Genomic DNA, 26,430 nt, shown 5'->3' on the forward strand with positions numbered 1-26,430 from the left:
TTCGAAAAGCCCGGCTCCGCCGGCCCCTCGTGGGCACCTCGCCCCCGCATTGACGTCTCAACCACATAGTGCCGCTCACGGTGACGGCCCCCGGGGAGGGGGCCGAGCATCCGGCAGCATGCGTCAAAGCGACGAAGGAGCAGCATGCAGAGGATGTCCGTCCCCCTCCCCGCCCGACCGCAGTGCCTAGTTAGGATTCAGTAATGGCTGTTGGCGTCTTTGATCTTTTTTCGATTGGGATCGGGCCTTCGAGTTCGCATACCGTGGGGCCGATGCGGGCTGCTGCGGTGTTTGCCGAGGAGCTCAAGGCCTCGGGGGATCTGGACCGCGTGGCGTCGCTCCGGGTTGACCTGTACGGCTCCCTCGCCGCCACCGGCCATGGCCACGGCACCATGACCGCCATCCTGCTCGGACTCGAGGGCTTCCACCCGGAGAAGATCCTCCCCGAGGAAGTCGAGGACCGGCTGGCCGCCATTGCCCAGACGGGCACCCTGCACCTGGCCGGATCCGTCGCGTTGCCCTACGGCGTGAAGGACATGGTGCTGCGCCCGCTCACCATCCTGCCCCGGCACACCAACGGCATGACGTTCACGGTGTCCGACGCCGACGGCGCCGTCGTGCACAGCGCCACCTTCTTCTCCGTCGGCGGCGGCTTCATCGTCCGCGAGGGTGAGGAGGACGCGGCGCTGAAGGAACTCGACGAGTCCAAGAAGGAACTCCCGCTGCCGTTCCGCACGGCCGCTGAACTGCTGGGCCGCTGCCAGTCCAAGGGGCTCTCGATCGGCGAAATCATGTTCGTAAATGAGCGCGCCTCCCGTACCGAAGAGGAGATCCGCGAAGGCCTCCTGCACATCTACTCCGTGATGGAAGGCTGCGTCGAGGTCAGCCTTAAGCGCGAGGGCCTGCTTCCCGGCGGGCTCAAGGTCCGCCGTCGGGCCCCCGACTGGCACGAACGGCTGATGAAGGAAAACCACGGCCAGGACCCGGACTACCGGGACCCCAAGTACTGGCAGGAGTGGGTGAACCTGATCGCGCTCGCGGTGAACGAGGAGAACGCCTCGGGCGGCCGCGTTGTCACCGCGCCCACCAACGGCGCCGCGGGTATCATTCCGGCCGTGCTTTACTACGCGCTGCACTTCGCCCCCGGCATGGATAAAGCCACCCAGGCCGACCGCGACGACGTCGTGGTTAAGTTCCTGCTGACCGCCGGTGCCATCGGGGTGCTCTACAAGGAACAGGCCTCGATCTCCGGCGCCGAGGTGGGCTGCCAGGGCGAGGTGGGTTCGGCGTCGTCAATGGCGGCCGCCGGCCTGGCCGAGGTGATGGGCGGAACGCCCCAGCAGGTGGAGAACGCCGCCGAGATCGCGATGGAGCACAACCTCGGCCTGACCTGCGACCCGATCGGCGGGCTGGTGCAGATCCCGTGCATCGAGCGCAACGCCATCGCCGCAGCCAAGGCGATCAACGCCGCCAAGATGGCCCTCTGGGGCGACGGCTCACACCGCGTGTCGCTCGACGAGGTCATCGTGACCATGCGCGAGACCGGCAAGGACATGAGCTCCAAGTACAAGGAAACCGCCATGGGCGGCCTCGCCGTCAACGTGGTGGAGTGCTGATTTCCCAGTCGTTCCTGATTGTCCTCAGTTGTTCAGTGCCGCCCACAGATTCAGTGACGCGGCGAACACGATCCAGGACAGGTAGGGGAGCAGCAGCAGCCCGGCGGTGCGGCTGATCGGGCCGAAGCGCAGCACGGTGGCGGCCACCGCGACCGCCAGCGCCACGATGATGACGAAGCCGATCCACAGCGCGGGGGAACCCAAGGCGGGGTACAAGCCAAAGAACACCGGGGTCCACAGCAGGTTCAGCACCAGCTGGACGGCGTAGGCGGTGAGGGCGGGCCTGGCGCCTTCCGCCCGGCTGCGCCAGACCAGCCATGCCGCTACGGCCATCGCGATGTACAGAATCGTCCAGACGGGCCCGAAGAGCCAGTTCGGCGGAGACCACGGGGCCTTGTCCGCAGCCGCGTACCATCCGTCGACGTTGCTGGCGCTGGCCAGTCCGCCGAGTGCCGCCACGAGGGCCGAAGCGCCGAGCAGTACCAGCAGGGCCACCGCCTCGACGCCGGGCCGGCGCGTCCCGGCCCCGCCCGGACGGAACTGCCGGCGGACGGCTGACGGTTCCGGCTGCGCATCCATACCTTCAGCGTAAACCCGGTGCGACGGGCGGCACAGGGCCGCAGCGCCCTGAGAGCCGCCGGCCTCCCGATAGACTTGATGCTGCATGCCAGCCATGCCGCCGAAGCTCGTTCCGCAAAGATTGGATACCGCACCCTTGCGAGAATTCACTGCCCGCTTTGCCTCCGCCGAAGAGGTTGCCAACTGGGACGCCCACGTCACCGCGAACCCCAACGGCGGGAATTTGCTTCAATCCGAGGCCTTCGCCGAGGTCAAGCAGCACTTCGGCTGGAAGCCCCTCCACCTGGTCTATGAGACGGCCGACTACACCAGCTACAACCTGGTCCTGGAGAAGTCCTTCCCCCTCCTCGGCAAGCTCTGGTACCTCATCAAGGGCCCGGATGTGGCCTCGGTGGAGGACATCCCCGGCATCGCGGCCGCCAACGCCGACTTCGTCAAGCGCGCCCGGCTGGGGGTATTCGCCATCAAGATCGAGCCCGACATCGTCCTGTCGGAGGACGCGCGGCGCGTCATCGAAGGCGCGGGCCTGGTCAAGACCCACAACCTCCAGCCCAACGACTCCACCGCGCTGCTGGACATCTCGCCGCAGGAAAACCAGCTGCTGCGCAACCTGCACTCCCGCGGCCGCAACGCCGTCCGGCGGGCCATCCGCGAGGAGGTCGAGGTCCACAACGTGGAGCCGACCGAAGAGAACTTCCGGGCGATGTACGCGCTGATGACGAACACCGTGGAGGCCAAGTCCCAGGTCCGGGTCCGCGAGTACGAGTATTACCGCCAGTTCTGGACCAACTTCGTGGACCGCGGCCAGGGCCGGCTGCTCTTCGTCTATGAAAACGGCGTGCCCTCGGTGGGGGCGTTCGTGATCAACTACGGACGGAAGGGCACCTACAAGGACGGCGGTTCCCTGCAGAAGCGCAGCCAGTACGGCGACTCGCACCTGGTCCAGTGGACGGCCATCAACCAGCTCAAGGAACTCGGCTGCACCGAATACGACTTCTGCGGCACGCCGCCCAGCGACAAGCTGAAGGACACCTCCAATCCCTTCCACGGCCTCGGCCTGTTCAAGACCAGCTTCAGCAAGACCGTCACGGACTTCGTCGGCTGCTACGACCAGGTCCTGAGTCCGCTGAAGTACAAGGCCTGGATGGCCGCCGGGGAGCGCGTCGCCCGCCAGCTGTACACGCGGCGCACGGGCCAGCAGTTCTACTAGACCGCCCGCAAGGTGAAATGAGGAGGCCGGAATGACCAAACCACCCGACGGCCGCCGCGGGCCGCAGACGGACGGCCTGCCCCGGACCGAGCCGATGTCGCCCCTGCAGGTGCGCCAGAACGCCGCCGCCAAACGCATGCTCCGCAGGCTGGTCCAAGGTGAGAACCCGCCGACGGCACCGCTGAGCATCGTCGACCGGCTGGCCGGCAGCCCGTACGCCAACCCGATGATCCAGGTCGGAGGCGTGGACACCTCCGCCCGCAAGACCATCGACTTTGCCCTCAAGCTGGCCGAATCGATGTTCCGCTACGGCGCCGGTGCCCTCGAAGTGGAAACCAGCATCATCGCCATTACCGCCGCGCTGGGGCTGAAGAACATCGAGGTGGACATCACCAACCAGTCGGTGGCCATCAACTATGCCCCGAAGGACCAGACACCCATTACGCTGCTGCGCGTGGTGCGGTCCTGGACCAACAACTACGCCGGCCTCGCCCAGGTCCACCAGTTGGTCACGGACATCGTGGCCGGCGGAGTGGGCCGCGAGGAAGCGGTGCGCCGGCTCGAAGAGATCACGCACAGCTCGAAGCCATTCCCGCGCTGGATGGTCACCGTGGCCTTCGGCGTCTTCTCCGCGGTGTTCGTCGGCGTGCTGGGCGGCGGGGTGGCCGCGTCCGGCATCGCCTTCCTGTCCAACCTGCTGATCAGCCTGCTGGCGCGGCAACTGGGCCGCTGGCGCACCCCGGACTTCTTCATCACGGCGTCCTGTTCCTTCGTCGTCACCCTGATCGCCCTGCTGCTCTGGCGCTTCGGCAGCCCGCTGGGAATCCAGATCGCCCCCGCCATCGTGGTGGTCGGCGGAATCCTCCTGCTGCTGCCCACCGGTCGGCTCGTCTCCTCGGTGCAGGACGCCATCAACGGCTTCCCGGTGACCGCGGCCGGCCGGTTCCTGTCCACCATGCTGACCTTCGGCGCGCTGGTCTCCGGGATCGCCGTCGGCTTTGTGGTGGGGGCGATGACCGGGATGCAGTCCATTGACGTCACCGAAACATTCCCGCCGAAGTATCCTTTGTGGGTGCTGGTGCCGCTGGTGGCCATCGCGGTCGTCGCGATCGGCGTCACCGAGCAGACCTCCCTGAAGCTGTTGCTGCCGACGGCGGCCGTCGGCGTCGTGGGTCATCTGGTGCTGATCGGGGGAACAGCCATCGGGATCGGTCCCCGGTTCGCCCCGGCCCTCGCCGCCGTGGTCATCGGCCTCCTGGCCCGCGTGGTCGCACTCCGGATGGGGGCCCCGCAGCTGGTCGTGGCGGTGCCCGCGGCGCTCATCCTGCTGCCGGGGCTGACTATATTCCGTTCCATGTATGTATTGACGATCGAAGAGTCCGAGATCCTGATGGGAGCCGGCGGGATGCTCAATGCCGGGGCAATCGTGCTCGGCGTCGCGGCCGGCATTGTGCTCGGCGACACCCTCGCCCGGCCGTTGACCCGGAGCCTGGCCAGCAACGAGCGGCGCCGCGCCCGCCGCCGCTAACGACGGCGGAGATGGCTCGTCTGCCCCCGGCCTGGTGCGCTGGGTTTCCCCACCTTCGCCGGGCTCCGACGGCGTGTCAGCCCGCCGCGCCGGCCTGTCCCGGCGTCGTGGCGGCAAAAGTGGGGAAACTCCGCGGCGCCAGCCCGCGTCAGCCGGGGATGGCTGGCTAGATCTTGCCGATCGGCAGCTTCTTTTCGGCCTGGAAGTCGTCCTCTACCCGGCCACTGGCCCAATACCCGGAGAGCGAGACCTGGCCACGTTCGAGGCCACGGTCGGCAAAGAACACCGGGCGCAGGCCCTTCATGTAGCCGCGCTCCCCGTGCGCGAAGACCTGCACTCGGCCCTCGGGCCACTGCGCGCCGCGTACGGCGTCCACCAGCAGGGTCCCGTTTCCGGCCGGAGTCCCGCGGCGCAGCAGCCAGCGCAGTTCCACCCCGGGCGGGGCGTCGATCGCCAGGACGTCGGCGTCGCTGTCCACCTCCAGGAAGGCCAGACCGCGGGCATCCCGGGGGAGTGACTCGATCGCGGCGCTGATCGCCGGCAGGGCGGACTCGTCGCCCGCGAAGAGGTACCAGTCCGCCGCCGGGTCAGGGTTGTAGCCCCCGCCCGGCCCGGTGAAGACAAGGCTGTCCCCGGCCTGTGCGGAGGCAGCCCACGGCCCGGCCAGGCCCTCATCGCCGTGGATGACGAAGTCGATCGCCAGCTCGCCCGCCGCCTCGTCGACCCAACGGACGGTGTAGGTCCGGGTGTGCGGCCACTCTTCCCGCGGGTGGGACTCCCGGATGGCCCAGAGATCCAGCGGCTGCGGATAGTCGACCCCCGGCTGCGGAAACGCGATCTTGACGTACCGGTCCACGTAACCGTTGTTGACGAAGGCAGCGAAACCCGGGCCGCCGGCGACGATCCGGACCATGTGCGGCGAGAGCTGCTCGCGGCGCAGGACCGTGAGGTTGGTCTGCGGCCGGGAGTTCCGGTTGGCGGTGGTGGTGGCGGGGACGGAAGTCATGGAGCTAAGCCTAGCCAAGAACCGGGTCAGGGCAGCGGCGGCAGTTCCCAGTCCACGGTGCCGTCACCCTGGGCGGTGAGCAGGTCATTGGCGCGGCTGAAGGGCCGTGAGCCGAAGAACCCGCGCGAGGCCGAGAGCGGGCTGGGGTGGGCGCTGGCGATCACGGCGGCCGAGCCCAGCAGCGGCCGCACGCCCTCCGCGTCCTTGCCCCAGAGGACCACCACGAGCGGCGCGGGGCTGCCGTCGTCTCGGCGCCGCTGCGCGACGGCCCTGATGGCGGCCGCCGTGACGGCCTCCCAGCCCTTGTTCCGGTGCGAACCGGCTGCTCCGGCCCGGACGCTTAGGACTCGGTTGAGCAGCAGCACCCCCTGCTCCGCCCACCGGCTGAGATCACCGTGGACGCGGGGCGGCAGCCCGAGGTCGGCGTCGAGCTCCTTGTAGATATTGGCGAGACTGCGCGGGATCGGCCGGGTGCCGCCATCCACCGCGAAGGACAGCCCGACGGCGTGACCCGGTGTGGGGTAGGGGTCCTGGCCCACAATCAGAACCCGCACGCCGGAGAGCGGCTGCCGGAAGGCCCGGAGGATGTTCGACGGCGCCGGCAGCACCTCATGGCCGTCGGCCGTCTCGGCGGCGAGGAACGCGAGGACCGACCGCAGCTGTCCCTCGACCGGTGCCAGCGCCGCGGCCCAGTCCGGCGCCACCAGCCCGTCCAAGGGGAGGTGCGCCATCGCCGCGAGGTCCACCGCCTCTGCGGCGGGGTCAAGTTCGAAGAGCGCGTCGGGATTAGATGAATCAGGCACGGCTTCATTCTCGCAGGAGCCCGGGCAGCCGGCCGGGCCGGCTAAATGACAAGCCTGTTATTCGGCCGTAACATGTGGGGGAGACCTATCGGAACGAGCCAGGGAGTGTGCAGTGGCCGAAGCAGCACCCGAGTACCTGTCGGCGGATGACGCCGACGCCGTGCTGGCGGCAGTCTCCGAAGACTCGCCGTTGAGCAGCCGGGAGCAGCAGATGCTTGCCTTGGAGCGGCAGTGGTGGAAGTACGCCGGCGCCAAGGAACAAGCCATCCGGGAACTCTTTGACCTCTCCGCCACGCACTACTACCAGATCCTCAACGCCCTGATCGACACCGAGGCGGCGCTGGCCCACGATCCCATGCTGGTGAAGAGATTGCGTAGACTACGTACGTCACGACAACGTGCCCGCACTGCACGCCGTTTGGGCTCGGACGCTTAAGAGCACGTGAGGTCCGGCCGGAAGCGCGGAATTTCGCGCGGATTCCGGCGTCGGGCCATCAGCCAGAAATCAGCAAGGACGTCGTTTTACCATGACCAAGTACGCACGGGATGAATTTGATCGGGTCCCGGAGGCCTCCACGCGCCAGGGTGTCCACCGGACGGTCGCCGCTCCCGGTGCCCGCCGGCTGGGCCCCGTCCTCGCCACCGGCGCCGCGGCCCTGGTAGTCGGCCTCGTCGCCTTCCTTCTGCTGCCCAAACTGGGCTTTGGTCCCGCCGGTGGCTCGGCCATGACCGCGGACCAGGCCAGCAACAACGCCGCGGCGTCGCAGGCACCCACAACGTCCGCCGGCTCGAAGCCGTCCCCCAGCAGCCAGCCGACCGGGAGCCTCGCCCCCGCGGGCTCCAAGCCCTCCGCTTCTGCAACGCCGAGCGCCGCCGCGGACCAGTCCGGGGACCAGAAGCTTGACAAGACCCAGCCCGTGGCGATCTACAACGGCACCACGACGCCGGGCTTGGCCGGTCGCGTCGGCTCCAGGATCTCCGCCGCCGGATGGGTCCAGGGCCCGCTCGGCAACTGGGGCGGCGCCCCCCAGCAGACCTCGGTCGTCTTCTACAACGGCCCGGCGCAGAAGGCCAACGCCGCAGAGTTGGGTTCCCTCCTCGGGATTGGCACCCTGGTGGATTCGGCGGAATTCCAGATGCCGCTGGTCATCGTCCTCGGCCCCGGTTTCAATTAGCCCCAGGCTGGCCGCCGGCTTCGGTTACGCCTGAATAACTATTCCCGGCCGGGCCGGGACCCTGCCCGGGCACCGGTGGAAGGCTGTGGGTAGAGTGTCTGCGGACTTCATTTCGCATAACGCGGCGCACATTGGGGTGGGCCGTTCGCAAGCTAGCTGAAAGTGTGGAGAACATGGCACTGGGGACCGTCAAGTGGTTCAACGCCGAAAAGGGCTACGGGTTCATCACCGTCGACAGCTCCGGGGCCGACGTCTTCGTGCACTGGTCCGCGATCGCGGGCGAAGGCTACCGTGCTTTGGCTGAAGGCCAGCGGGTGGAACTGGAAGTCGGCGAGGGCGAAAAGGGCCCGCAGGCCGAAAGCGTCCGGCCCGCCTAGTGGCAGTCTCCGCTGCGGCAGCTGCCCCGAAGAGCGATGGCCGCCGGCGCAAGCTCCGGCGGTTCAGCCGTGCAGCGGCCGCCGGCGTGGCCGCAGCCGTGGCGCTGGCCGCCTGCGCCGGTCCCACCGGCAATGCCCGGGTGGATGCCGCGGAGGCGAGCGGCGACGGAACGCTGCGGATCGGCCTGATCCTGGACAACACCGGCCGGCAGGACTTCCTCAATCCGCCCCAACTGGCGGCGGCGAAGCTGGCGGTCAAGGAAATCAACGCGGCGGGCGGCCACAAGGGCAAGCCCGTGGAACTGCTGCCGGAGTCCATCGGTACGGACACCGCGGCCCAGGCCAAGGACCTGGTGGCGGCCAAGGCCGACGTCGTGATCGGGCCCACCGACTCCAGCCGCGCCGCCGGCGCCATCGACGTCCTCTCCCGCGCCAAAGTCGCCCTCATTTCACCGGCCAACACCGCGCCGGGACTCAGCTCGTACAAGAGCGGCGGCTACTACTTCCGGACCGCGGCCGCCGACATCGCGCAGGCCTCGGTCCTGGTCAAGCTCGCCCAGGACGGCGGCGCCAAGACCCTTGCCGTGGTGCACGAGGAAGGCGACTACGGCAAGGACGTCTCCGTGGCCGTCTCGGCGGCCGCGAAGGCCGCGGGCCTGGGCACCTCCGTCGACGCTGAATTCAAGGCCGGTCAGGCGCAACAGGCGGCCGCGGCGGCCAAGGCTGCCTCGCCGGACGCCGTCGTGCTGGTGGCCCGGGACGGTGCCCAGGGCGCCATCGCCGAGCTCAACAACGCGGGACTGTCCGGAAAGAAGCTCATCCTCAGCGACGGGGCCGTAAACCAGTACGGCGACGGCCTTGGCTCCAAGGCGCTGGACGGCGCCCGCGGGGTCCTGCCGGGCACGTTCCCCTCCGCGCACTTCCAGGCGGAACTCGTGGCCGTCGACCCGGGCCTGAAGGACATGGCGTTTGCCGCCGAGACGTACGACGCCGTCAACCTCGCCGCCCTCGCCGCCGCCGCGGCGGAGGACGACGCTGGGACCTCCATCGCCTCGAAGCTGGTCGCAGTGTCCGGCGGAACGGCTGCCGGCACCGGGGCCCCGTCCGGGGAAGCCGCGGCCTGCAAGTCCTACCAGGAATGCGTGGCCGCGCTCCGCGCCGGCAAGCGCCCCGACTACGACGGCGCCTCCGGCCCGATCAACTTCGACAGCAACGGCGACGTCACCGCCGCCGCCTACATGGTCTACAGCTATGGCCCGGACAACAACGCCGAGATGACCGGCAGCGAAACGGCCCGCAGCGCCGGCTCCTGATCGCTCCTAGCGAAGAGCGCCCGGCGGGGCGCACCCTGACCTCACCACTGCTTGCACTCTCCCCGGGGGAGTGCTAATTATGGAGTTAGCACTCCCGCGTATTGACTGCTAACTCGACGCCCCGGTTCGGCCGGTCGCGTGGAGGCGGCGGACGGACCGGGAGCGAGAGAAATACCTGGCTGGGGTGAGATCCCCGGCCCGGCGGCGTACAGAGGCTGCCGGGTTGGAATCGTCCGTCGCGGGCACCGCAGCGCAAGGTTCATTCTTAACGACTGTCCCGAAAGGACTACTGCCGTTATGGCCAAGATCATTGCATTTGATGAAGAGGCACGCCGCGGTCTTGAGCGGGGCCTGAACATCCTCGCCGACGCCGTCAAGGTCACCCTCGGCCCGCGTGGACGCAACGTCGTCCTCGAAAAGAAGTGGGGCGCCCCCACGATCACCAACGATGGTGTCTCCATCGCCAAGGAGATCGAGCTGGACGACCCTTACGAGAAGATCGGCGCCGAGCTGGTCAAGGAAGTTGCCAAGAAGACTGACGACGTCGCCGGTGACGGTACCACCACGGCAACCGTGCTGGCCCAGGCCCTCGTCAAGGAAGGCCTGCGCAACGTCGCGGCCGGCGCTGACCCGCTGTCCCTCAAGCGCGGCATCGAGAAGGCTGTTGAAGCGGTCACCCGCGAGCTCCTGGCTTCTGCCAAGGAAATCGAAACCAAGGAAGAGATCGCCGCCACCGCGTCCATCTCCGCCGGTGACAACGAAATTGGCGCCCTGATTGCCGAAGCCCTGGACAAGGTCGGCAAGGAAGGCGTCATCACCGTCGAGGAGTCGAACACCTTCGGCCTCGAGCTGGAGCTCACTGAGGGCATGCGTTTCGACAAGGGCTACATCTCGGCCTACTTCGTCACCGACGCCGAGCGTCAGGAAACGGTCCTCGAGGATCCGTACATCCTGATCGTCAACTCCAAGATCTCCAACGTCAAGGAACTGGTTGCAGTCCTCGAAAAGGTCATGCAGTCCAACAAGCCGCTGCTGATCATCGCCGAGGACATCGAGGGCGAGGCCCTGGCCACCCTGATCGTGAACAAGATCCGCGGCACCTTCAAGTCCGTCGCCGTCAAGGCTCCGGGCTTCGGTGACCGCCGTAAGGCACAGCTGGCCGACATCGCCATCCTCACCGGCGGCCAGGTCATCTCCGAGGAAGTCGGCCTCAAGCTTGAGACCGCCGGCCTCGAACTGCTGGGCAAGGCACGCAAGGTTGTTGTCACCAAGGACGAGACCACCATCGTCGAAGGTGCCGGCGACGCCGACCAGATCGCCGGCCGTGTGTCCCAGATCCGCGCCGAGATCGAGAACTCCGATTCCGACTACGACCGCGAGAAGCTGCAGGAACGCCTGGCCAAGCTGGCCGGCGGCGTTGCAGTCATCAAGGCCGGTGCCGCAACCGAGGTTGAGCTCAAGGAACGCAAGCACCGCATCGAGGACGCTGTCCGCAACGCCAAGGCTGCTGTCGAAGAGGGCATCGTCGCCGGCGGTGGCGTGGCCCTGATCCAGGCCGGCGCCAAGGCGTTCGCCAACCTGCAGCTCGAAGGTGACGAGGCAACCGGCGCGAACATCGTGCGCGTAGCCATCGACGCCCCGCTGAAGCAGATCGCCTTCAACGCCGGCCTCGAGCCCGGCGTTGTGGTGGACAAGGTCCGCGGCCTGCCCGCGGGCCACGGCCTGAACGCAGCAACCGGCGAGTACGTCGACCTGCTCGCTGCCGGCATCAACGACCCGGTCAAGGTCACCCGCTCGGCCCTGCAGAACGCGGCTTCCATCGCCGGCCTGTTCCTCACCACCGAGGCCGTTGTGGCCGACAAGCCGGAGAAGAACTCCCCGGCCATGGGCGGCGGCGACGACATGGGCGGCATGGGCGGCATGGGCGGTTTCTAACCACCCGGCTACCAAGCCCTGAACGCCTGAACTGACGGTTCTCCGTCAGCGACGGCACGTTCGACGACGGCGGTCCCACCACTGGTGGGGCCGCCGTCGGCGTCAAACCCTCCCGCCCCGGGGCACCGCCCCTCAGGTGGTGCGGTGGTCGGCCGGACGTTCTCTCGGTTGGTGGGGTGCCCTTGCCCGGTGTCGGCGCCGGTGCCAGTGCCGGTGGTGCGGGAGCGTCGGGCGGCGGAGGTCTGGCAGGATGGTGCAGTGACGATTACAGCAGCGGCCGACGGTTCGGCTTTAGGAAATCCCGGCCCGGCCGGATGGGCCTGGTACGTGAACGACGACTGCTGGCGGGCCGGCGGGTGGCCGCACGGGACCAACAACCAGGGGGAGCTGATGGCCGTCCTGGACCTCTTCCGGGCCACGGCGCACCTTCCGGGCGAGGACCTGCACATTCTGTGCGACAGCCAGTACGTCATCAACTCGGTGACCAAGTGGATGCCCGGCTGGAAGCGTAAAGGCTGGCGGAAGTCCGACGGCAAGCCGGTGCTCAACGTTGAGCTGCTCAAGGAGATCGATCAGGCGCTCACCGGACGCAAGTACACCTTCGAATGGGTCCGCGGACACGCCGGCCACGACCTCAACGAGGCCGCGGATGACCGCGCCAGGGCCGCCGCCACCGCCTACCAGCAGGGCGTCGCGGCCCGGCAGGGCCCCGGCTTCGTCCGAGCCGGAGACGTTGCCGCCACCGGCGTGCAGACTGCCCCCGCCGCGCAGCAGGCTTCGGCCGCGCCGGCCCCGGCCTCAGCCCCGGCGCAGTCCCGGCAGGCATCGTCCGCTCACGCCGGAACGCGGGAACTGATCGCTGAGCCGACGCTGTTCGGCGAATCCAGCCTTTTCGCTGAGCCGGATCTCTTCAGCGAACTGGAGGAGGAATCCCGCGTTGCGGCGGCCGGCCCGGAGCAGAGCCCGGAGGCAATCGTCGAGGCGCTGGAGCGAGAGCTGCTGCTCCCCGAGACGCGCTCGGATCTGGGGCGCACAGGAGTGCTGCTGCACCCGGACTTTACCGAGATCGGCAGTTCCGGACGGCTCTGGACCCGCGACGAGACGATGATGGCCCTCGAGGATGATCCCGGTGTGCCCGCCGAGCTGGAGCTTCTGGCCGCGGACCGCCTCAGTGAGGGCGCCGTGCTGCTCACCTACCGCAGCCACACCCGCACGGGGACGGCGTTGCGCAGCTCCCTGTGGGTCCTGGACGGCGCGCAATGGCGGCTCCGCTTCCACCAGGGCACTCCCGAGGCCTAGGAGGCACACAGGGCCGCGGGCAGGCCTCCGCCGCTAGCTGAACCGCTGGGCGTTGCTCAGCTCGGCCTGGGCGTAGCTGGCCGCGGCGGATTTGAGCGCGAGATTGATCGAAGCCAGGGAGGCCTCGACCTTGCCCTGGGTCAGGGTCCATTCTGCAAGCAGGGCCTGGAAATTGGTGGCGGCCGACCCGCGCCAGCTCGCCTGCAGTTCGTCCAGCCCGTGCCTCATGGCCTGCACGTCGGCGCTGATTCTTTCCACCGTGGCCTGGACGTTGGCGGACTTGAGCTGGAGCAGTTCGGTATCGACGGAAATGATGCTCACTGGAGGGCCTTTCACGGGTGCCGGGGATGAGGATGTCCGGATTTTCCGGACACCGTCAGCCTAGGAAGGCGCTGCGGCCTGCCCCAGCGGAGAAGCCCCCTATGTGGAAAACCCGACCAGCGTAAAAGGGTTACCCGCGCGCCGCGCCGCCCGACCCCAGGCCAGGCTCCACGCCCGCATTAGCGCCGGACCCAGCGCCGGACCCAGCGCCTTTCAGCTCCGCTTCTGCTGTCTCGGCCTCCGGCGGCTCCGCTTCGGCCAGGAACGGGAGGCTGACCACCAGGGTGGCGCCGCCGCCCTCGGTCGGCTGGACACGGACCGAGCCCGAGTGCGAGCCGACGATGGCCGCCACGATTGCCAGTCCGAGGCCGCTGCCGCCGGTCTCCCTGGTCCGGGAAGTGTCCGCACGGTAAAAGCGTTCAAAGATCCGGGCCGCTTCGTCCTCCGAGACACCCGGCCCGTGGTCGCGGACTTCGATCACGGAGCGGCGCGTCCCGTCGGCGTCGGACCGCACCCCCACGGCGAGCTCGATCGGGGTGCCATCCGGGGTGTAGCGCAGGGCGTTGCCCACGAGGTTGCCGACCACCTGGCGCAGCTTCGCCTCGTCGCCCATCACCGGGGCCGACGCCCCCGCGCCGCCGTCGAGGCCCCGGAGCGAGATCACCCGGCTGCGGTCGCTGGCCTGGGTGTCAACCACGGCGTCATGGGCCAGCAGCAGCAGGTCCACCGGCTTCTGCTGCAGCGGGCGCTGTTCGTCGATCCGGGCCAGCAGCAGCAGGTCTTCCACCATCGCACCCATCCGCTTGGCCTCGCTCTCGATCCGGCCCATCGCGGTGGCGACGTCCTCCGGCGTGGCCAGGGCGCCGTGCCGGTACAGCTCCGAGAAGCCGCGGATTGTGACCAGCGGGGTGCGCAGTTCGTGGGACGCGTCGGCGGCGAAGCGGCGCATCCTCTCCTCGGAGGCCATCCTGGCGGCAAAGGCCGACTCGATATGCGCCAGCATGGCGTTGAGGGACCGGCTGAGCCGGCCGACCTCGGTGTCGGGGTTCTCGACTTCCACGCGCCGCGAGAGGTCGCCCGCGGCGATGGCGGCCGCGGTCTTTTCCACCCGCGCCAGCGGCCGGAAGGACCGGGTGACGGTCCAGGTGGCAATGAAGAAGGCCAGCACCAGGGTCAGCAGCCCGACGCCGACCACCACGAGCGCGGCGTGCTCCATCACCGAATCCACCGGATACAGCGGCAGTCCGATCACGACGACGGCGGCGCGCTGGTTGCCGTCCAGCACGTTGACGGCCACCACCCGCCAGTTCCGCCCGTCGGTGCCGCGGACCTGGAACGGAACCTCGCCGCGGTCGTGGGCCTCCTGCGGCGCGATGCTGCTGATGGCCGGCCGTGAGCCCTTGCTGCCGCCGAACACGTAGGCGGACTGGCCCGGGCTGAAAAGCATCAGCGAATAGTCGGTGGGGACGTTCGGGTTCTGGTCCTGCAGCTGGCTGAAGGATTGCTGCTGCCGGGCCGATCCCACGGCGGCCTTGAGCTTGTCATCGACCTGGCCCTGCAGATAGCTGTGCAGCAGGGCAAGCGTGCCCGCGCCCGTGGCGGTGAGGGCCACGAGCATCAGGGCCATCATGATGGCGACCAGCTGCGACCGCAGCGATGCCGCCTTCCATCGGTGCAGCAAGGTCAGCGCTTCTCAGCCGTCCGGAGCACGTAGCCGACGCCCCGCTTCGTCTGGATCAGGGCCGGCGCCGCGGGGTCGATGTCCACCTTGCGCCGGAGGTAGGAGATGTAGGACTCCACGATCGAGGCGTCGCCGTTGAAGTCGTACTCCCAGACGTGGTCCAGGATCTGGGCCTTGGAGAGCACCCGGTTCGGGTTGAGCATGAGGTAGCGCAGCAGCTTGAACTCGGTGGGGGACAACTCGATCACTGTGCCGCCGCGGCGCACCTCATGGGCGTCGTCGTCGAGCTCAAGATCGTCGACCCGGATGACGGCGTCGTCGTCCTGCAGCGGCTGGGTGCGGCGCAGCACGGCGCGGATGCGGGCCACCACCTCGTCGAGGCTGAACGGTTTGGTGACGTAGTCGTCGCCGCCGACGGTAAGGCCGGTGACCTTGTCCTCGGTGTCGTCCTTGGCGGTCAGGAACAGCACCGGGAAATGCTTGCCCGCGGCGCGCAGCCGGCGGGTGACGGTGAACCCGTCCATGTCCGGCAGCATCACGTCGAGGACGGCGAGGTCCGGGGAGTGGAGCTCCGCGGCGGCGAGGGCATCGCGGCCGGTACCTGCGGAGACGACTTCGAACCCGGCGAAGCGCAGCGAGGTAGAAAGCAGCTCGCGGATGTTGGGTTCATCATCGACGACGAGCAGCTTGGCTTCGGGACCGTTCTTTTTCATGGTTCCCATGATGCTCCCAGACTCTGTGAGTTTTCTGAAAGGCGGATGTGTGTTGAATGGGCGTCTGCTAGTTGCCTGCGCCGACGTCCTTGGCGTCCATGATCCGGTAGGCGTAGCCCTGCTCGGCCAGGAAGCGCTGGCGTTTCGCGGCAAAGTCCTGGTCCAGGGTGTCCCTGGCCACGAGCGAGTAGAACCGCGCGGCCCGGCCGTCCTGCTTGGGACGCAGCAGGCGTCCCAGCCGCTGCGCCTCCTCCTGGCGTGAGCCGAAGGAACCGGAAACCTGGATCGCCACCGAGGCCTCCGGCAAGTCGATGGAGAAGTTGGCGACCTTGGACACCACAAGGGTCTGGACCTCCCCGGCGCGGAATGCGTCGAAGAGCCGCTGGCGCTCCTTGACCGAGGTGTCGCCCTTGATCACCGGCGCCTGCAGGCGCTCGCCGATCTCGTCCAGCTGGTCGATGTACTGCCCGATCACGAGCAGCTGCTCGCCGGCGTGTTCCGCCACAAGCCGCTCCACGATCCCGGTCTTGGTCTCGGACGTCGCGCAGAGCCGGTACTTGTCGGCGTCCTCGGCCATGGCATAGGCCACCCGTTCGTCCCGGGGGAGGTCGACCCGGACCTCAACGCAGTCCGCAGGGGCGATGTAGCCCTGCGCCTCGATGTCCTTCCACGGGGCGTCGTAGCGCTTGGGTCCGATCAGGCTGAACACCTCTCCCTCGCGGCCGTCCTCGCGGACCAGGGTGGCGGTCAACCCGAGGCGGCGGCGCGCCTGCAGGTCCGCGGTCATCCGGAAGATCGGCGCCGGGAGCAGGTGGACCTCGTCGTAGATGATGAGGCCCCAGTCGTTGCCGTCGACCAGTTCCAGGTGCGGGTACAGCCCGCCGCGCTTGGTGGTGAGCACTTGGTACGTGGCGATCGTGACGGGGCGGACTTCCTTGACGGAACCGGAGTATTCGCCGATCTCCTCCTCGGTGAGCGAGGTCCGCTTGAGCAGCTCGTCCTTCCACTGCCGCGCGGACACCGTGTTGGTCACCAGGATCAGCGTGGTGGTGGAACTCGTGGCCATCGCGGCGGCACCCACCAGGGTCTTGCCGGCCCCGCAGGGAAGCACGACGACGCCGCTGCCGCCGGCCCAGAAGTTCTCCGTGGCCAGTTGCTGGTACGGGCGGAGCTTCCAGCCGGTTTCGTTGAGCATGATGGGGTGCGGCGTGCCGTCCACGTAGCCGGCGAAGTCCTCCGCAGGCCAGCCGATCTTCAGCAGCAGCTGCTTGAGCTGGCCGCGCTGGGAGGAGTGCACCACCACGGTCTCGGCATCGATCCGCGGCCCCAACAACGGAGCGATCTTCTTGGCGCGGCTGACTTCTTCGAGGACCGGATAGTCGGAGGTGCGCATCACGAGGCCGTGCTGCGGATCCTTCTCCAGCCGCAGCCGGCCGTAACGGGACATGGTCTCTTCGATGTCAATCAGCAGCGAGTGCGGCACCGGGAACCGGGAGTACTTGAGCAGCGTATCCAAGACCTGTTCGGCGTCCAGCCCGGCGGCCCGGGCGTTCCAAAGTCCCAGCGGCGTGAGGCGGTAGCTGTGGACATGCTCGGGGGCGCGCTCCAGCTCGGCGAAGGCCGCGATTGCATGGCGCGCCTCGGTGGCCTGTTCGTGGTCCACTTCCAGCAGGATGGTCTTGTCACTCTGGACGATCAGCGGTCCGTCATTCACTGGAGCAATTCCTCTGTGGTTTCAACATCAATGATCCGGTGGATGGACAGGACACGTTCGGTTTCCTTGGCCGGATCGAACACGCGCACACGCCCGCCATTCACTGCTACCGGAACAACGGTTTCGCGGGTGGCATTCCCCAGGCTGTCCACGATGTTCATCACCACCCGCTGCTTGAGCCGGATGGCCTTCTGCAGGGTCTCCAGGCCCAGTTGCGTCGCGGCCTCGCCGCCGCCCGCCCCGGCCCCGCGGCTTCCGGGGGCGGCGGCATCGGAGAAGGAGGAAGGCGAACCGCCGTCGCGCAGCACCGCGAGCTGGGCGTCGACGTCGGCGTCCGCCGGAGCGGTGCGCGGGGCGGTGTAGACCGGCCGGACGCTGCCTGGCGCCGCGGTGCTGCGGCGCRGCCGGACGGTGGCCGAACCGGTTTCCTCCACCGCGGGGGACAGGCCCAGCCCGCGCAGCAGCTGGGCGGCTTCCCGGGGTGCGGCGTGCGAGACCAGCACGGTCGGGGCGATCCGGACCAGGCCCAGCCCGGACGCCGCGGGGGTGTTGAGCAGCTCCAGCAGGGCTGTTTCATCCTCGCTCTGGATGAAGCTGGCGGCCGGGCCCACCCGGAGCCGGGCGTGGCGCGCGGCGGTGTCCTCGATGAGGTACTGCAGCGGCTGGGGCACGGCGGTGGCCGAGTGCTCGCGCAGGAAGTCCATCAGTGCCCCGGCGTCCTGCCCGGCGTCCAGGGCGCGCCGGACGGACGCCACGGAAAAGCGGTAGATGGTGGCAGGCCCCTGGCCCTCCGCGTCGGCCATGGTCAGGAGTTTCTCGCTCAGTTCCGGGTCCAGGTAGCCGGGGGCGACGGCGGTCAGGTCCGCCTGGAGCAGCACGTGGTTCAGCGCAGCCGGCAGGTGCTCGCCGAGGATGGCCAGGGCTTCGTCGGGCTGTTCGACGGCGATCGCCGCCCCGATCTGGCTGAGGGCGCCCGAGCCGACCAGGCCCAGCATTTCGGCTTCGGCGAGGACGCCCTGGATGAGCGAACTGAAGCGCCGCGCCATCCGCGGCTGCGACCAGTCGGCCCGTTCCAACACGGCGGCGGCGTCCAGCACCGGCGCCTCCCCGTCGGCCGCGGCCGCCTCCTGGGTGAGTTCGTTGAGGATTTCCAGGATCCGTTTCCGGACCACGGGGGCGTCCGGCCGCTGCGCCTCCGCGGAGAGGGCATTGATGGCGCTGCCGGCGGTGCCGCGGTGCGCCTGCGCGGTGGCGACGCCGCTGACCGGCTGTCCGACCAGCGACGGGACCCGTTCGCTGGCAAGCCAGGCGTTGACCAGCCACAGCCACTGCTCCTGCCGGGGCAGCGTCAGCCATTCCAGCTGCGGCGCCTGGATCCAGGCGGAGCTGTCCACGTCCAGGCGGAGCAGCCCGGAGAGGGCGCACAGCTCGGCGAGGACGCCGGCCTCATGCAGCCCGATTCGGAGGGCGTCGGCGAGGCGCTTCATTTCCCGGATGCCCACACCGCCGCTGCGCAACGTGGCGAGCGGCTGCTCGCGCACGGCGTACAGCAGTTCGCCGGTCAGCCGCAGGGTTTCGGCGATGGCGCCGAGCGCGGCATTGCGGCGCAGCGAAGCGCTGGTCTGTCCCAGTCTCGGCACCGGCGGGCTGAGCGCGAAGTGCTCAATGACGAAGCCCCCCCGGAGCGAGACGCCCACGCTGTGCGGGAGCTCCACGTGGGCGGCGTCCAGCGGCACCAGCAGCCCGCGGGCCAGCAGCCAGTCGACGGGCCCGACGTCGGAGCCCTCGTTCAGCACGGACGCGCGGCGCTGCGCCTGGGGCACCGCGCCCATGGCCCAGTTTCCGAAGCGGGCGAGGAGCGCGGTCGTGCGCTCAGGTGCGGTGGCCAGGATCGCTTGCAGGGCCTCCGGCGACGCGGTCCAGTGCTGCAGCGACAGCGCCGCCTCCATCGGGGTGCTGGCGGGGGCGATGTCGGCGCCGGTGTGGTGGAGCTCGCCGACCAGCTGCACCACACGCTGCGCGAAGGCGGGCTGGAGCCGGACGAGCTCCGTGTAGCTGCGTCCCAGTCCCGCCGGGTAGATGCCGATGACGTCCTTGAGGCTGCCGACCGGGAGGTAATGGCGCTGCCGGGCCGTGGCCTGGCTGGCGCCGTGCGGGGGGTCGGCCCGGTGCACAAGCGCCGGTTCCTGCAGGGAGTGCAGCAGCCGGTCCAGCGCGGCGACGGAAGAGCCGTTGATCAGGCGCTTGAGCGTCGCGGCGGACGCGCTGTGTCCGGTGTCCGTGTTGGTGCACAGGTGCAGGGTTTCGAGCACCTGCATTTGCGGACGGTTCAGCCGTTCCAGCGCCCGTTGCACACTGACCCGGCCGCTGGCCCGGGCGGCGAGGGCGGAGAAATCCGGCACCGGCGGGGAAATCAGGTCCGGCCGCGCGGAGAACAGGGCCCGCAACGAGTCGTCGCTGCGGGACTGCAGTTCCTTGCTGAGCGCGCGGATGAGGGACATCAGTCCAACGCTACCTTCCGCCGTGCCCGGGTGTCCGGCGCCGGGCAGCGACGGCGTCGACCACCAGGGCGAGCATGAGCAGGAACGCCACGGGCAGCCCGTAGAGCGCGGTCGACGTGACCCAGGCCGGCGCCACCGTGTTGTTGAAGGCCATGACCATGACGGCTCCGACGGCGGCCAGCGAGAGCGCGGCAACGGTGGCCGCAAGAATCAAGAGGGGCCGCCGGAAGCGCTGTGGTGTCATGGAGGCAACGCTAACAGCCCGGCTTCGCCCGCGCCTCAAGCCGTCAAAGTGGCCAAGGCAGGATAACCTTGGAGGAACAGACCAACACGGTCCGGGCAGTCACACCCTGAACCCGCATATCCATGCGGATGCGGTGACCGCCGGCCGCGTCCCCGCAGAACGAAGAAGGTTGATTACGTGCCTACCGGCAAGGTCAAGTGGTATGACAAGGAAAAGGGCTTCGGATTCCTCGCAGGCGAAGACGGCCAGGAGGTCTTCCTGCCCAAGTCGGCGCTGCCCGAGGGCGTAACCGAGCTCAAAGCCGGAACCCGGGTGGAATTCGGCGTCGCCGACGGCCGCAAGGGAGCCCAGGCCCTGGGCCTGCGGGTGCTGGACAAGACCCCGTCGATCGCCAAGGCCAAGCGACCCAGCGCCAAGGACCTCGCACCGCTGGTGCAGGATCTCGTCAGCGTGCTGGACAACCTCTCGGGAACGCTGTCCGCGGGCAAGTACCCGGAAGGCAACAAGGCCAAGGCGATCGCCGTCGCGCTTCGTAAGGTCGCCGACGAGCTGGACGCGTAAGGCTCTGCGATGACAACGGAACCTGAACAGAACGCCGCCGCGGCGGCCGGTGCGGCCGCCAAGGCCGCCGGCGCCAAAGCAGGATCCAAGCCGCGCTACGGCGTGCCCGTGTGGCGCGTCGGCAAGCCCGACGCCTTCCTGGCCGCGTCCGTCGATGTGGCCCGTGCCGCCGTGGAAGGCATCGCGCCGGCAGAGCAGATCGGCCGGCACCTGGGCGCGAAGAGCGAAGGCGACCGCCTGGTCACGCACCTCTTCGAGTCCAAGCTGCCCGGCTACGGCGGTTGGCAGTGGTACGCGGTGCTGACCCGCAATTCGCGCTCCAAGACCGTGACGGTGGATGAGCTGGGCCTGCTGCCCTCCGAGGATTCCATCCTGGCCCCGGAGTGGGTTCCGTGGGCCGAACGCGTGCGCCCGGAAGATGCGCAGCAGGACGAGGCCGCCGAAGCTCCCGCCGCCGCGGCTGCGTCGGATGAGACCGCCGACGACGGTGCCGCGGAGGCGCAGGCAGAGCCTGCCGAAGCAGGAACCGACGCTGGAGCGGTCCAGGACGAGTCCGCCGTCGAGGTCGACTAACGGTTTGGGGCCGTTCGGGAGCGTGCAGCGGAAGGTCGGGACATGAGGTCCACCTTCAAATCGCTGCACATCCTGAACTACCGGATCTGGTTCATCGGCGCCCTGATCTCCAATATCGGGACCTGGATGCAGCGCACCGCGCAGGACTGGCTGGTCTTTGACCATCTGAGTGCCCAGGACGCCGGCGCCATGGGCATCACGATGGCCCTGCAGCTGGGACCACAGCTCTTCCTCGCCCCCGTCGCCGGGCTGGTCGCCGACCGCTTCAACCGCAAGCAGCTGCTGGTCCTGACACAGTCCTCCATGGCCGTGTTGAGCGCAGCGCTCGGTGCCCTGGTGCTGTCCGGGGCCGCGCAGCTCTGGCACGTCTACATATTCGCCCTGCTGCTGGGCGTGGTCTCCGCCCTGGACGCCCCGGTGCGCCAGACCTTTGTCTCCGAACTGGTGCGCGACGACTACCTGCCCAACGCCGTTGCCCTCAACAGCGCCTCGTTCAACGTGGCCCGGATGATCGGCCCGGCCGTCGCCGGCCTGCTCACCGTGGCCATCGGGCCCGGCTGGGTCTTCCTGGTCAACACCGTCACGTTCCTGGCGCTGCTCCTGAGCCTGGCCAAAATCCCCGCCGCCTCGCTGCGCCAGCTGCCCCGGGCGCCGGCCGGGAAGGGCCGGATCCGCGAGGGCCTGCGCTACGTGCGTTTCCGGCCGGACATTGTGGTGGTGCTGGTGGCGGTGTTCATCGTGGGAACCCTGGGGCTGAACTTCGTCCTCTTTATCGCTGCCATGGTCGGCACCGAATTCGGCCTCGATGCCGGCGCCTTCGGCCTGATGAACTCGATCATGGCGATCGGTTCAGTCGCCGGAGCGCTGCTCTCGGCCGGGCGGGGCCGGCCGCGCATGCGCGTGATCTTCGGCGCGGCCGGCGCCTTCGGCCTGACCTCCGGCCTCGCCGCGCTGGCGCCGGACTACTTCTGGTTCGGCGTCGCGCTGGTGCCGGTCGGCCTCTTCGCGATCACCATGATGACCAGCGCCAACGGTTACGTCCAGACCACCACGGACCCGGTGATGCGCGGCCGCGTGATGGCCTTGTATATGGCGATCTTCATGGGCGGCACCCCGATCGGCGCACCGCTGGTCGGCTGGGTGGCGAACGTCGCCGGCGCGCGCTGGTCCATGGGGGTGGCGGCGGCCTCCGGGCTGATCGCGGCACTGATCGGCATACTCTGGATTGTCCGGGCCAAGCAGCTGCGGATCGCCTTCAACCGGCGTGCGCGGGGCCTGCGGTATTTCCGGGTCGTCCCCGGCAGCTCTGTGACCGGCGGCTCGGCGACCGGCGGCTCGGCGACCGGCGGCGCCGCCCGGGAGGAAGACCCGGACGACGCCGTCGACCGCTGACGCGTCCCGGAAGGGACGCCGCGGTGGCTACTTCTTGAGCTCGCCGACGACGAAGTCGATGCACTCGAGCAGTGCGGAGACGTCGTCGGGTTCGATCGCCACGAAGGTGGCGATGCGCAGCTGGTTCCGTCCCAGCTTGCGGTACGGCTCGGTATCCACGATCCCGTTGGCGCGCAGGACCTTGGCGATGGCGGAGGCGTCGATCGAGTCGTCGAAGTCGATGGTGGCAATCACGTTGGACCGGTCCTCGGCCCTGGCTACGAACGGCGTGGCGTAGGCGGAGGCCTCGGCCCAGCGGTAGATGCGTCCGGCCGAGTCGGCGGTGCGGGCGGCGGCGAAGTCGAGGCCGCCGTTGGCGTTGAGCCACTGCACCTGCGCGTCCAGGGTCACGAGGGTGGCCAGCGCCGGAGTGTTGTAGGTCTGGTTCAGCCGCGAGTTGTCGATCGCGGTCTGGAGGTCCAGGAAGTCCGGGATCCAGCGGCCGCCGGCCTTGATCCGGGCCGCGCGCTCCAAAGCCGCCGGGGAGAACAGTCCAAGCCAGAGGCCGCCGTCGGAGGCGAAGTTCTTCTGCGGGGCAAAGTAGTAGACGTCGGCCTCGGCGACGTCCACGTCCAGGCCGCCGGCCGCGGAGGTGGCATCCACCAGCACGAGGGAGCCTGCATCGGCGCCGGCCACGCGCTTGACCGGCGCGGCGACACCGGTGGAGGTCTCATTCTGCGGCCACGCGTAGGCATCGACGCCGGCCTCGGCCCGCGCCTCGGGTCGGGTGCCGGGCTCGGATTTGATGATCGAGGACTCGGCCAGGAACGGTGCCTTGTTGGTGGCCGCGGCAAACTTCGAGCCGAATTCGCCGAAAGATAGGTGCTGCGCCTTGTTTTCCACGAGGCCGAAGCTGGCAATGTCCCAGAACGCCGTGGACCCGCCGACGCCGAGGATGACCTCGTAGCCCTCCGGGGCGCGGAAGAAGTCGCTCAGTCCGCTCCGGACCGATCCCACGAGGTTCTTGACCGGGGCCTGGCGGTGCGAGGTCCCCAGCAGCGTCGCCGCCGCCGCAGACAGGGCCTCCATCTGCTCCGGCCGGACCTTCGACGGGCCGGCGCCAAACCGGCCGTCCTTGGGCAGGAGGTTCGCGGGGATGGTGATGCTGGTGTCGCTCACAGGGGCTCCAATTTTCGGCTGGGTGTGTGGCGTGGCTTGGACGGGCTCTGCCGGGCGTGACCGGGACCCGCTATTTATTCTGCCCGACGGCCCCACGCGGGTGGGAATAAAGCCCGTCATAGTCCGGTCATTGAGACGGCGACCCGGCGCCGGGCGGGGCGTAGTCCACAGGTCCGCGCGGCAGCCCACAGATTATCCGGACTAATTCAAAATAGGCTAGGCTGTGCGGTGACGTACGGCGGATCTCGCCAGGGCGCAACCCGCACGCTGTACGGTGGGAATGACGCAAGGACGGCGCTCGAGGAGCTGAGCTGAATGACGGATCTGATCGATACCACCGAGATGTATCTCCGGACCATCCTGGAACTTGAAGAAGAGAACATCATCGCCCTCCGCGCCCGCATCGCCGAGCGGCTTCGTCACTCCGGCCCCACCGTTTCCCAGACCGTCGGCCGCATGGAGCGCGACGGCCTCGTGGTTGTCTCCGGCGACCGGCACCTTGAACTGACCGAAACGGGCCGGAAGCGCGCCATCGAGGTCATGCGCAAGCACCGCCTGGCCGAACGGCTACTTGCCGACGTGATCGGGCTCGACTGGGCCTACGTCCATGAGGAAGCGTGCCGCTGGGAGCACGTGATGAGCGAACGGGTCGAGCGCCGCATTTTCGAAATGCTGGACCACCCGACCGTGTCCCCCTACGGGAACCCGATTCCCGGACTCGCCGAACTGGGCGGGCTTCCGACGCCGGACCGCGGCGCCGTGGTCAACCTGCTTGACGCCATGGCCGGCTACGGCGCCGACTCGCGGATCACCGTGAGCCGGCTGGCCGAGCCGATCCAGGTCGAGCCGGAGCTGCTGGTCCAGCTGGACGAGGGCGGAATCCGTCCGGGCGCCAGGGTGTCGCTGGAGCGGGTGGGGGAGTACATCTCGGTCCGGGTCCCCGACATTGAAGGCGCCCTCGAGCTGCCTCCCGAGGTCGCCGCCCATGTGTTCGTCACGCTCGGGTAACCTGGCGTCAAAATCCTTCCGCCGGACAGCCGGTAAGTTGTGCACAGGCGAGATAACGGAATTATTACCGCCTGCCTTAATCCCCTATAGTTGATGACTAGCACTGATACTAAAGCGTTATCTGATCCGGAGCCGAGCTCTGCCAGCGGATCAGCCGGCGATTCACCTTCTGGCAGAGGCGGGGGAACCACAACCGGCTGTTGATTCAACAGCCTTGGGGTGAAGTCCGCTAGCGGCAAGCAATTCAAACTGGGACCTCCGTGGATGCCCCTGCGTCTGGATGCTTGCACCGGCGGACCGGGTCTTTGATCTCTCTGACCCGAATCCGACAGCTAACTTCGCAGGCTATCCAGAGAGGAACCGTTCTTGACCACCCAGACCGTCAGGGGCCGCCGTCGTGCGACCGGTCCCGCTCCGGAGCCACGCCCGGCCGCCGTCGTCCTCGACGAGCGCCCGCGTGACGCGCACCGCGAAGCGCGCCGCGGCCGGCGCAGCGCGTTCCGTCAGGTAACAGACTTCGCCGCTGTCAGCGGCGTGGGGCAGAAGGCAGGCATTGCCCTGGCCGCCACGGGTTTGGTCCTCACCGTTACAGTTCCGGCCACCGGCCCCGTGATGGCCACCGATGCGGCCAGGTCCGGTTCGGTTTCCGCGGCGGCCCAGCCCGAGGTCAAGGCCCCGGCCGCCGAAATCAACTTCAACCGCACGGCCGTCACCACCAAGGGTGACCCGGACAGCAAGCTCAAGCAGTTGCTGAGCGCGCAGTCCGTCGGCAGCATCACCCGGGCAGCCTCCGCGGGCAGCCTCGGGGCGCCGCTGGATTCCATGGTCACGGCCTCGCCGTTCGGCTACCGGGTCAGTCCCATCACGGGAGCCGTCGGGGAATTCCACCGGGGCCAGGACTACGCGGCCCAGTGCGGCACTCCTGTACATGCCGCCGCGAGCGGCACCGTAACCTTTTCCGGCTGGCACCCCTACGGGGGCGGCAACCGGGTCGTGATCGACCATGGCAACGGCCTGGAGACCACGTACAACCACTTGTCGTCGTCCGACGTCCACGTGGGCCAGCAGGTCTCACGTGGCGATGTGGTGGCGATGAGCGGGACCACCGGCGCCTCCACCGGCTGCCACCTCCACTTCGAGGTGATGGTCAACGGGGAAGTTGTTGACCCGCTCGGCTGGCTTTAGCCAAGCCGAGGGACCACTCGCATTTCTGTGACACGCCGTGATCTGAATGTGACATTGAGTCCCAACTGCTGTACCGTATGAAGCACGCCAACTTCTCCGAAGTTGGCGCTCTTGAGTGGATTGCCTAACTCTGCCACCGCTCAAGGTCCGTTCGCATGACATCGTCTGGCAGGGGCGGGGGAACCAATTTTGGTCTTCGCAAGAAGACCTTGGGGTTAAGTCGCAAAGCTTCCCAGGAAGCAGCGCGGCCGGGTGACTCCCATCCGAATCCGACAGCTCACCTCGTAGGCATTGGGAGAGGCTACTTTCGTGTCTTCACGCCACAATGCTGCGCGTTCTCGCGCTGGCGAGGCTCAGTTGAGCCCGCTGAATTCCATGCTCCGTGCCGCCCTTGCCGGCGCCCGGACTGGATCACACAACGCAGTTCCCGCTTTTGGCGCGTCTTCGCAGTACACCCTTCGCTAAGAAACCCGTTTCGGGGCGATCCGGCGTACCCCCAAGATGCCGGAGCGTCCTCAGTCCCGCCTGCAAGCAGCGC

At 68.5% G+C, this 26,430-nt stretch carries 24 protein-coding genes and 2 riboswitches; of the genes, 14 read left to right on the top strand and 10 right to left on the bottom strand.

From position 1 onward, the window contains the following. Positions 1 to 203 precede the first annotated feature (203 nt). Entirely contained in the window at positions 204 to 1,616 is a 1,413-nt protein-coding gene (locus tag AC1DGE_RS12605; protein WP_441418249.1) for an L-serine ammonia-lyase, read from the top strand. Between the two features lie 24 nt (positions 1,617 to 1,640). Here the strand turns inward: AC1DGE_RS12605 and AC1DGE_RS12610 are convergent, their stop codons facing one another. Then, complete coding sequence (locus AC1DGE_RS12610) at positions 1,641 to 2,195, bottom strand: TspO/MBR family protein (protein ID WP_476917555.1); 555 nt, start codon at positions 2,193 to 2,195, stop codon at positions 1,641 to 1,643. A gap of 136 nt (positions 2,196 to 2,331) precedes the next feature. Between AC1DGE_RS12610 and AC1DGE_RS12615 the strand changes: the two genes are divergently transcribed. Next, complete coding sequence (locus tag AC1DGE_RS12615; protein WP_441418251.1) at positions 2,332 to 3,405, top strand: lipid II:glycine glycyltransferase FemX; 1,074 nt, start codon at positions 2,332 to 2,334, stop codon at positions 3,403 to 3,405. Positions 3,406 to 3,436: 31 nt separating this feature from the next. Further along, positions 3,437 to 4,933, top strand: a complete 1,497-nt coding sequence (locus AC1DGE_RS12620; protein WP_441418252.1) for a threonine/serine exporter family protein — start codon at positions 3,437 to 3,439, stop codon at positions 4,931 to 4,933. Positions 4,934 to 5,099: 166 nt separating this feature from the next. On the opposite strand, the gene AC1DGE_RS12625 is transcribed toward AC1DGE_RS12620, so the two are convergent. After that, entirely contained in the window at positions 5,100 to 5,939 is an 840-nt protein-coding gene (locus AC1DGE_RS12625; protein ID WP_476917556.1) for a siderophore-interacting protein, read from the bottom strand. A 26-nt stretch (positions 5,940 to 5,965) separates the two neighbouring features. Beyond that, positions 5,966 to 6,670: a uracil-DNA glycosylase gene (locus tag AC1DGE_RS12630; RefSeq protein WP_441418394.1), complete on the bottom strand. Its 705-nt coding sequence runs from the start codon at positions 6,668 to 6,670 to the stop codon at positions 5,966 to 5,968. Positions 6,671 to 6,854: 184 nt separating this feature from the next. On the opposite strand from AC1DGE_RS12630, the gene AC1DGE_RS12635 reads away from it, so the two are divergent. The 6 genes from AC1DGE_RS12635 (at position 6,855) to AC1DGE_RS12660 (ending at position 12,841) form a co-directional block, all read left to right on the top strand. Further along, a complete protein-coding gene (locus tag AC1DGE_RS12635; protein ID WP_441418254.1) occupies positions 6,855 to 7,178 on the top strand; it encodes a DUF3263 domain-containing protein in 324 nt (107 codons plus the stop codon). Positions 7,179 to 7,269: 91 nt separating this feature from the next. Beyond that, positions 7,270 to 7,917 carry a LytR C-terminal domain-containing protein gene (locus AC1DGE_RS12640; protein ID WP_441418255.1) on the top strand — a complete coding sequence of 216 codons (648 nt, stop codon included), beginning with the start codon at positions 7,270 to 7,272 and terminating at the stop codon, positions 7,915 to 7,917. Positions 7,918 to 8,090: 173 nt separating this feature from the next. Then, positions 8,091 to 8,294, top strand: a complete 204-nt coding sequence (locus AC1DGE_RS12645) for a cold-shock protein (protein ID WP_175322015.1) — start codon at positions 8,091 to 8,093, stop codon at positions 8,292 to 8,294. A gap of 86 nt (positions 8,295 to 8,380) precedes the next feature. Further along, entirely contained in the window at positions 8,381 to 9,607 is a 1,227-nt protein-coding gene (locus tag AC1DGE_RS12650) for an ABC transporter substrate-binding protein (RefSeq protein ID WP_441418395.1), read from the top strand. A gap of 297 nt (positions 9,608 to 9,904) precedes the next feature. Further along, entirely contained in the window at positions 9,905 to 11,542 is a 1,638-nt protein-coding gene (gene groL, locus AC1DGE_RS12655) for a chaperonin GroEL (RefSeq protein WP_175322016.1), read from the top strand. Between the two features lie 258 nt (positions 11,543 to 11,800). Beyond that, positions 11,801 to 12,841, top strand: a complete 1,041-nt coding sequence (locus tag AC1DGE_RS12660; protein ID WP_476917557.1) for an RNase H family protein — start codon at positions 11,801 to 11,803, stop codon at positions 12,839 to 12,841. 33 nt (positions 12,842 to 12,874) lie between these two features. Here AC1DGE_RS12660 and AC1DGE_RS12665 read toward each other — a convergent pair whose 3' ends face one another. The 6 genes from AC1DGE_RS12665 to AC1DGE_RS12690 form a co-directional block, all read right to left on the bottom strand. After that, a complete protein-coding gene (locus AC1DGE_RS12665) occupies positions 12,875 to 13,162 on the bottom strand; it encodes a WXG100 family type VII secretion target (RefSeq protein ID WP_441418257.1) in 288 nt (95 codons plus the stop codon). Positions 13,163 to 13,292: 130 nt separating this feature from the next. Further along, complete coding sequence (locus AC1DGE_RS12670) at positions 13,293 to 14,843, bottom strand: sensor histidine kinase (protein ID WP_476917558.1); 1,551 nt, start codon at positions 14,841 to 14,843, stop codon at positions 13,293 to 13,295. A 2-nt stretch (positions 14,844 to 14,845) separates the two neighbouring features. Further along, complete coding sequence (locus AC1DGE_RS12675; RefSeq protein WP_175322020.1) at positions 14,846 to 15,556, bottom strand: response regulator transcription factor; 711 nt, start codon at positions 15,554 to 15,556, stop codon at positions 14,846 to 14,848. Between the two features lie 67 nt (positions 15,557 to 15,623). Continuing rightward, positions 15,624 to 17,270: a DNA repair helicase XPB gene (locus AC1DGE_RS12680; RefSeq protein WP_175322021.1), complete on the bottom strand. Its 1,647-nt coding sequence runs from the start codon at positions 17,268 to 17,270 to the stop codon at positions 15,624 to 15,626. Continuing rightward, complete coding sequence (locus tag AC1DGE_RS12685; RefSeq protein WP_476917559.1) at positions 17,267 to 19,771, bottom strand: helicase-associated domain-containing protein; 2,505 nt, start codon at positions 19,769 to 19,771, stop codon at positions 17,267 to 17,269. The genes AC1DGE_RS12680 and AC1DGE_RS12685 overlap by 4 nt, the downstream gene beginning before the upstream one ends. Before the next feature lie 10 nt (positions 19,772 to 19,781). Next, positions 19,782 to 20,015, bottom strand: coding sequence for a hypothetical protein (locus AC1DGE_RS12690; RefSeq protein WP_441418260.1), 234 nt, complete (start codon positions 20,013 to 20,015; stop codon positions 19,782 to 19,784). Positions 20,016 to 20,192: 177 nt separating this feature from the next. On the opposite strand from AC1DGE_RS12690, the gene AC1DGE_RS12695 reads away from it, so the two are divergent. From AC1DGE_RS12695 to AC1DGE_RS12705, 3 genes are read left to right on the top strand one after another with little or no spacing between them, the layout of a single operon-like run. Beyond that, a complete protein-coding gene (locus AC1DGE_RS12695) occupies positions 20,193 to 20,576 on the top strand; it encodes a cold shock domain-containing protein (protein WP_175322024.1) in 384 nt (127 codons plus the stop codon). 9 nt (positions 20,577 to 20,585) lie between these two features. Then, positions 20,586 to 21,149, top strand: a complete 564-nt coding sequence (locus AC1DGE_RS12700; RefSeq protein ID WP_441418261.1) for a DUF3027 domain-containing protein — start codon at positions 20,586 to 20,588, stop codon at positions 21,147 to 21,149. Between the two features lie 42 nt (positions 21,150 to 21,191). After that, positions 21,192 to 22,541 (top strand): MFS transporter, encoded by a 1,350-nt coding sequence (locus AC1DGE_RS12705; RefSeq protein ID WP_476917560.1) that lies wholly within the window; start codon positions 21,192 to 21,194, stop codon positions 22,539 to 22,541. A 27-nt stretch (positions 22,542 to 22,568) separates the two neighbouring features. Here AC1DGE_RS12705 and serC read toward each other — a convergent pair whose 3' ends face one another. Further along, positions 22,569 to 23,699, bottom strand: a complete 1,131-nt coding sequence (gene serC, locus AC1DGE_RS12710) for a phosphoserine transaminase (protein ID WP_476917561.1) — start codon at positions 23,697 to 23,699, stop codon at positions 22,569 to 22,571. Between the two features lie 315 nt (positions 23,700 to 24,014). Between serC and AC1DGE_RS12715 the strand changes: the two genes are divergently transcribed. Both AC1DGE_RS12715 and AC1DGE_RS12720 read left to right on the top strand, forming a co-directional pair. Continuing rightward, a complete protein-coding gene (locus AC1DGE_RS12715; RefSeq protein ID WP_175322028.1) occupies positions 24,015 to 24,707 on the top strand; it encodes an iron-dependent transcriptional repressor DtxR in 693 nt (230 codons plus the stop codon). Positions 24,708 to 24,849: 142 nt separating this feature from the next. Then, positions 24,850 to 25,069: riboswitch (cyclic di-AMP (ydaO/yuaA leader) on the top strand. Between the two features lie 4 nt (positions 25,070 to 25,073). After that, entirely contained in the window at positions 25,074 to 25,892 is an 819-nt protein-coding gene (locus AC1DGE_RS12720) for a M23 family metallopeptidase (protein ID WP_441418264.1), read from the top strand. A 146-nt stretch (positions 25,893 to 26,038) separates the two neighbouring features. Then, a riboswitch (cyclic di-AMP (ydaO/yuaA leader) is annotated at positions 26,039 to 26,197 on the top strand. Positions 26,198 to 26,430 lie beyond the last annotated feature (233 nt).

Source organism: Arthrobacter sp. 05N425 (assembly GCF_056397125.1).

Excerpts from the sequence above, each read along its gene's own strand:
- AC1DGE_RS12700 (WP_441418261.1), top strand. The coding sequence starts at position 20,586 with ATGACAACGGAACCTGAACAGAACGCCGCCGCGGCGGCCGGTGCGGCC.
- AC1DGE_RS12715 (WP_175322028.1), top strand. The coding sequence starts at position 24,015 with ATGACGGATCTGATCGATACCACCGAGATGTATCTCCGGACCATCCTG.
- AC1DGE_RS12605 (WP_441418249.1), top strand. The coding sequence starts at position 204 with ATGGCTGTTGGCGTCTTTGATCTTTTTTCGATTGGGATCGGGCCTTCG.
- AC1DGE_RS12640 (WP_441418255.1), top strand. The coding sequence starts at position 7,270 with ATGACCAAGTACGCACGGGATGAATTTGATCGGGTCCCGGAGGCCTCC.
- groL (WP_175322016.1), top strand. The coding sequence starts at position 9,905 with ATGGCCAAGATCATTGCATTTGATGAAGAGGCACGCCGCGGTCTTGAG.
- AC1DGE_RS12675 (WP_175322020.1), bottom strand. The coding sequence starts at position 15,556 with ATGAAAAAGAACGGTCCCGAAGCCAAGCTGCTCGTCGTCGATGATGAA.
- AC1DGE_RS12645 (WP_175322015.1), top strand. The coding sequence starts at position 8,091 with ATGGCACTGGGGACCGTCAAGTGGTTCAACGCCGAAAAGGGCTACGGG.
- AC1DGE_RS12630 (WP_441418394.1), bottom strand. The coding sequence starts at position 6,670 with ATGGCGCACCTCCCCTTGGACGGGCTGGTGGCGCCGGACTGGGCCGCG.
- AC1DGE_RS12690 (WP_441418260.1), bottom strand. The coding sequence starts at position 20,015 with ATGACACCACAGCGCTTCCGGCGGCCCCTCTTGATTCTTGCGGCCACC.
- AC1DGE_RS12620 (WP_441418252.1), top strand. The coding sequence starts at position 3,437 with ATGACCAAACCACCCGACGGCCGCCGCGGGCCGCAGACGGACGGCCTG.
- AC1DGE_RS12625 (WP_476917556.1), bottom strand. The coding sequence starts at position 5,939 with ATGACTTCCGTCCCCGCCACCACCACCGCCAACCGGAACTCCCGGCCG.
- AC1DGE_RS12610 (WP_476917555.1), bottom strand. The coding sequence starts at position 2,195 with ATGGATGCGCAGCCGGAACCGTCAGCCGTCCGCCGGCAGTTCCGTCCG.
- AC1DGE_RS12705 (WP_476917560.1), top strand. The coding sequence starts at position 21,192 with ATGAGGTCCACCTTCAAATCGCTGCACATCCTGAACTACCGGATCTGG.